Raw genomic sequence first — 2,282 nt, forward strand, 5'->3', positions numbered from 1 at the left:
GCCATCACGCAGTCACGCAGATCGACGAAATTGATCTGCAACGGATTGATGTCAGGGTGGTTTTCGCTCAGTTCGATGGCGATATCGTTGATGTCTGTCCATTTCATTTGCGGTGCCCTTCCTTCGCCATGTTGATGCTGTATTTTGGAATTTCGACGGTTATTGGCGTTGACCGTACGATTGCCTGACAGCCAAGACGCGAATTGGGTTCCAAGCCCCAGGCCTTGTCCAGCAGGTCTTCTTCAATATCTTCAGCCGGCTCCAGTGAGTCGAAGCCTTCGCGCACGATGACGTGACAGGTTGTGCAGGCGCAGGACATTTCACAGGCATGGTCCAATTCAATCTCATTGGCCAGCAGGTTCTCGCAGATCGACTTGCCCTCTTCGGCCTCGATCACCGCGCCATCCGGGCACAGTTCGACGTGTGGCAGGACGATCAGTTGCGTCATGCGTCTTCTCCAATTTTGATGTCGTCCACATTACGGCCGGACAACACCTTCTTGATACTTTGGTCCATGCGCCGATGGGCAAAGGCTTGCGTTTCAAAGCCAAGGTCGTCCATGGCGATATTGATCAGCCGACGATTCTCACCGGCCATGGTTGCTCGCAGCTTGCTAATGGTATCGACAATCTTGGCCGTTTCAACCTCATTCAACAGATGTCGATCTTCCTTCATAGCGGCTTCGGTTGCCTCGATCATCCGCTGCGCCTCAACCTGCGCCTCTTTGAGGGCACGGCTCATGGCATCGTCCTTGGCATGCTCCATCGAATCTTTGAGCATGCCGGCAATCTCATCATCCGAGAGGCCGTAGGATGGTTTGACGGTGACGCTCGACTCGACGCCAGTCGTCTGCTCGCGTGCCGCGACGGAGAGCAAGCCATCAGCATCGACCTGAAAGGTGACGCGAATACGCGCCGCGCCAGCCACCATCGGCGGAATACCACGCAGTTCGAAGCGAGCCAGCGAACGGCAATCGCTGACCAGTTCGCGCTCGCCCTGGACGACGTGGATCGCCATCGCGGTCTGGCCGTCTTTGAAGGTTGTAAACTCCTGGGCACGTGCCGTCGGGATGGTCGAATTGCGCGGGATGACCTTCTCAGTCAGTCCGCCCATTGTTTCCAGACCGAGCGACAGCGGTATGACATCAAGCAGCAGCCAGTCATCCCTACCCGTCTTGTTGCCAACCAGCAGGTTGGCCTGGGTCGCGGCGCCCAGCGCGACGACTTTATCCGGATCGAGATTGGTCAGCGGTTCCTGGCGGAAGAAATCACCGACGGCCTTCTGGACTTGCGGCATGCGCGTCGCACCACCGACCATGACGACTCCCTTGATGTCTTCGGCCCTCAGCCCCGCGTCGCGTAAGGCCTTCTTAACAGCCTGCAAGGTCTTCGAAATCAGCGTCTGGGTAATGCTGGCAAAAGTCGCAACATCAAGCTTCAAGTCAACCATTTCCCCTGTGGAAAGCCGCGCCATCAGCGGTGCTTCGGGATTGCTGGTCAGAAACTCTTTGGCCTCGCGGCAGCGCATCATGAGGAGGCGGCCATCTTCCGGCGACAGCGGCTGCAGCTGAGCCTGCTCGATAACCCAGCAGAAAATTCGATGGTCGAAGTCATCCCCCCCCAGCGCCGAGTCACCGCCGGTGGACATGACCTCGAAAACACCTTTGGTCAGCTTGAGAATGGAAATATCGAAGGTGCCACCACCCAGATCGTAAACCGCATAAACACCTTCGGCCGCATTATCCAGGCCGTAAGCAATGGCGGCTGCGGTCGGTTCGTTGAGCAAGCGCAGCACGTTGAGGCCAGCCAATCGCGCGGCATCCTTTGTCGCTTGACGCTGCGCGTCGTCAAAATAGGCCGGGACGGTGATCACGGCGCCGACAAGATCACCGGCCAGGGCTGTTTCAGCGCGCTGCTTGAGGCTCTTCAGGATTTCGGCCGAGACTTCCACCGGACTCTTGATACCGGCAATCGTGTTGACCTTGACCATGCCCGGCGCTTCAATGAAGTCGTAGGGCATCGATTCGACGTGGGCAATATCCTTCAACCCCCGCCCCATGAAGCGCTTGACCGAAACGATGGTGTTGCGCGGATCGACTGCCTGCTTGGTCTGTGCATCGTAGCCAATGTCAGTCGAGTTATCGGCATGATAGCGAACGACTGACGGCAACAAAGGCCGTCCCTGCTCGTCGCTCAGGCAGATGGAGATTCCGCTGCGGACAGTGGCAACCAGCGAGTTGGTGGTACCCAGGTCAATCCCGATGGCGAGCTTGTGCTCGTGCG

3 protein-coding genes are annotated in these 2,282 nt (G+C 57.7%); all 3 read right to left on the reverse strand.

The window, feature by feature from the left end; all coding sequences use genetic code 11:
- Positions 1–107 (reverse strand): Fe-S cluster assembly protein IscX (gene iscX, locus ADADOO_RS12765; RefSeq protein ID WP_511277885.1); only part of this gene is annotated, 107 nt, incomplete at its 3' end.
- Complete coding sequence (fdx, locus tag ADADOO_RS12770) at positions 104–448, reverse strand: ISC system 2Fe-2S type ferredoxin (protein ID WP_511277883.1); 345 nt, start codon at positions 446–448, stop codon at positions 104–106. The genes iscX and fdx, both read right to left, overlap by 4 nt.
- Positions 445–2,282: Fe-S protein assembly chaperone HscA (hscA, locus tag ADADOO_RS12775; protein WP_511277884.1), on the reverse strand; the 1,838-nt coding region annotated here is incomplete at its 5' end. The genes fdx and hscA, both read right to left, overlap by 4 nt.

It is taken from the genome of Azonexus sp. (assembly GCF_036170495.1).
GTDB lineage: Bacteria > Pseudomonadota > Gammaproteobacteria > Burkholderiales > Rhodocyclaceae > Azonexus.

What these genes read in the sequence shown, in the direction of transcription:
- fdx (WP_511277883.1), bottom strand. Translation starts at nt 448, where the DNA reads ATGACGCAACTGATCGTCCTGCCACACGTCGAACTGTGCCCGGATGGC.